4 protein-coding genes and 1 pseudogene are annotated in these 3,323 nt (G+C 55.2%); 2 read left to right on the forward strand and 3 right to left on the reverse strand.

The annotated features are described in order from the left end of the window. On the forward strand, positions 1-275 hold a 275-nt coding region (locus HV796_RS43720), incomplete at its 5' end, for a hypothetical protein (RefSeq protein WP_217478210.1). A gap of 533 nt (positions 276-808) precedes the next feature. Here the strand turns inward: HV796_RS43720 and HV796_RS41005 are convergent. Then, on the reverse strand, positions 809-1,201 hold the full coding sequence (locus HV796_RS41005) for a hypothetical protein (RefSeq protein WP_175233388.1): 393 nt from the start codon (positions 1,199-1,201) through the stop codon (positions 809-811). 343 nt (positions 1,202-1,544) lie between these two features. On the opposite strand from HV796_RS41005, the gene HV796_RS41010 reads away from it, so the two are divergent. Further along, positions 1,545-1,919, forward strand: coding sequence for a Tim44 domain-containing protein (locus tag HV796_RS41010; RefSeq protein WP_175233389.1), 375 nt, complete (start codon positions 1,545-1,547; stop codon positions 1,917-1,919). Positions 1,920-2,537: 618 nt separating this feature from the next. Here the strand turns inward: HV796_RS41010 and HV796_RS45090 are convergent. Together HV796_RS45090 and HV796_RS41020 are read right to left on the reverse strand one after the other, a co-directional pair. Further along, positions 2,538-2,858, reverse strand: a complete 321-nt coding sequence (locus HV796_RS45090) for a transposase (protein WP_246356360.1) — start codon at positions 2,856-2,858, stop codon at positions 2,538-2,540. 332 nt (positions 2,859-3,190) lie between these two features. Further along, positions 3,191-3,323: pseudogene (locus HV796_RS41020) on the reverse strand (transposase); the annotation flags it as partial.

A 3,323-nucleotide genomic window follows, 5' to 3' on the forward strand; every position in this document is an offset into this window, starting at 1 on the left:
AGGCGTCAGTGGCGCCTTTACGGCGAAAATCTACTGGCGCCTATATGCCGAAAAACTTGTGGCGCCTAAGCGCCGAAAAGCCCCTGGCGCCTTTATGCCGAAAACGGTTTGCCTCCTTAACGGCGAAAGTTCACACGTGGCACTACTCTCCACTTTGGCACATCCATGCCGTTGGGTGGGGCGTCCATTCCATTAACGCCGTGTTGATCGGCAAGTTCATCGTTCTTGACAAAATGGGGCGCGCAACGTTGGATAATTTCCGTATTTCGCTATGAACCAGCCCCCTGATGCGCAGTTCGTCGTGACGAACTGCGTATAACGGCACGAATCGACAATTTTTCGGACTCGCGAGCGAGGACTACGTGACAATCATGAACTCCCTGAGAACCATCGACCTCATGATAGAGAGGCAGTGTGCATAGCACACCAAAGGCGCTTTGGCCGGTAATAGGGGAACATGGTTATCCTACATTTATATCAGATAGCACCGGGCCTGACGGGCGGTCGATACCGGAAGACATTAAGATGTCTTTTTGCGAGGCTGTGTCGTGATAACGAAGATGGGATGAGAATGTCCGTAATGAACAGGATTGCTTATGTTACGAGAGGGTAAAATTGATCGACGGCAGTCGTAGAACGTATTAAAAGTGTCATCAATAAGACAGTGAATGTGTCGCTTCGTGGCCGCGCGTTCGGCGGCATCCAATGGGACCGTGTGATGTAAGCATCTTGGCAAAGCGAAATGAATATGTCACAGGGGTGTTGCCCGGCGAGCTGCCGACTCGACCGCCGGCATTTATTCCGTGGGTCAGTGTGAAGTTCTGATCCGGATCTCTTCCAACGCCTCGTTCAGGTACTGCTGCGCCTCCCCTGCTGAGTCTATGCCAAGCATGACCGCAGCAAAGGAGCCGTCATTGTGAATCATCAGCACGTGAGCTTTGGCGGTATCGCCTTTCCTGAATCGGGTTACCAGTTTTCGATAGCCCTTCAGCGCCGTGGCGGAGGAAAACAGGGCTTCGTCCGGTCGCCAGTCATCAACATGCCCCCCCCACCAGCGGATATCGGGCTGGTCAATCAGCGCAACGAGCACCTGGCAATCGCGTCCTGTTTGCCTTGCGCGGGAAAGCGCTTCTTCGAAAGAAAGTGACATACTGGTTTTGAGTCCGTCAATGACAATGCTGTCGTGATTAAACGCCGTCACGCGGAACCGGAGGCCCAGACGGATAGGAAGTTAAGAATACGAATAATACGTTAGTTAAACTTATCGAACATTGAAAATTTTCAGAAATACGAAACACCCCGTAACTTTACGCAAACCCTCCGACTCCAGGTTTGCGTAAATGTCGGCTCTGTGTAGTTGATCGCCCTCGCAATACTTCATTTCGCAGAGAACACGGCCATTTCGTGATTTCCGGCTTTGAGTAGGCTTGATGCGCATATCCTGCCCCAGTTTGCGTGCGACTTCCCCAGGAAGGCTGCATTCGTACCGAGATATTTATTGGGCTCACGAAATGTTTCGGGCAACCCTCTCACATGCATGACCCATGAAAAACGACAAACGAACCGACAGCTTTCTGACATTCGCGCGGACTTCATTTCTTCTGATGCAGCGTCTGTGGGACGCGGGAGATATGGAACAGATCAGAAAGCTTGTGAGCGCGCGCCTGCAAAGCCGGCTAGAAAGGGATCTTGCCGCCCGGGGAGACCGGATCAATCATACGGAGGTCAAACGGCTCGATCTCGAACTGATCCCGAACTCTGCTGACGAAATTGGTGCCACGGTTAGTGTGAGATTCCGTGGCGAGATGCGCGAGGACACTGATGCCGCGATCGAACGTTTCGAGGACATCTGGCATTTTTTGCGGATCGACAACAACGAGGACGGATGGCAAATCGACGATATAGAAATCGTGATTTGAGCTGCCACCCGGAGGCGGAACAACATACAAAGAGTATTTGTGCTGCCGTGTCTGGAGCCGGCCTTCACGGCAAGGCAATTTGGACGAAAACAATAATGTGCGGTTGTCACCGCGCAGGTATGTCAAAGTCGTCGCGATTGTCGCATGGCGCAAGTTCGTACGCACACGCTCGTGCGTTAGGTTCGTGTCAAGAGCATGACTGGCGTGAGAATGCCGCACACAATCTCTCCGCAAGGACCGGGTGATCGTCGTTCAGTACGTCGGCATTCCTAAGGAAGAACTGGCGCATCAGCCGCACAAGCGCGTACCCGCGATATCTGCTCTCCCATCTTCGCTGAGGCTGGCGAGGGTCAGCGTGATCGGGTTCCAGGCGCTCGGCTGACCGGCAGGTCGCTTGAGGGGATATTGTCAAGCGTACTGGTAGCTGGGTAGCTGCGCTAATAGCCGTAGATCAAAATAATTCTGCCAACGTTGCGACAATAAATGTGTCATTTGACGACCCGCCGGACTCAACGAGGACAGCAGAGTCTTGCTGGGCAATGGCATGACCAGCGCGAAATAACATTGTCACTGGCGAGGCGGTTCGCCACCACATCGTCCGTCAGAGTGCGTTAAGGTTTATTCGATGCCTGCCATCGGATGCGGGGATGTGCATGCCTGTGCGCATTTCGGTAGGCGTCGAATAAGCCCGATGGAGGAAACCGCGAAGTACACCAATGCGGTTGCAGGCTTCGTGGCTATGGGGATTGATAGGCCGGGATGCCCGTGGTGTCGGATGCAGGGGAAGCCTGCGGGCAGCACATTGACCAGGATGCGGCGTTTGAATTCGCCGGTTTCGAGGGTCATGGTCTTGTAGCCGGCGCGCCCCTTCGCACGATGGTCCTCGGCGCCATGCTCGTCGACCGCACGCAGCGATAGCGCTGTGTAGTTGCTGGACACGTAGGTGTGGGGTTCATATGTGGACTGCGACCGCCGCCGGCGCGCACGCGCGCGTCGCGCGGCATATTGATCGAACTGGCAAACCCGATCCGCCAGGCGGGAGCTTGGAAGGTCTAGAGCGTCAATTACAAAGTCCGCCGGAGCGACAACTATGTTGTCCGGTCGATGGCGGAAATGAGCATGATTGCATTCGAATGCTCCCGGCCGTTTGCCGGTACCTGGGCGTGGCTGATGGAAGCGGATCTACCAGTCGCCTTACGCCACGACCGAAATGCCGCCCGTGCTCGCGTCGATCGATCTTGCCCATCTCAGCTCCTGATCGCTATCGCGACGCGGCTGATTCCCAGCAACTCGATCTTGCCACCGGATCCTGTCTGCGCCGGCACCAGTCCGATCCAGGCCGCGAACTCGCGCCCGGACCTGAATGCCTTTGCGTCCCCCATCGTTGCAACGGCTGCTGTCGCT

This window comes from Paraburkholderia humisilvae (assembly GCF_902859855.1).
GTDB classification, from domain to species: domain Bacteria; phylum Pseudomonadota; class Gammaproteobacteria; order Burkholderiales; family Burkholderiaceae; genus Paraburkholderia; species Paraburkholderia humisilvae.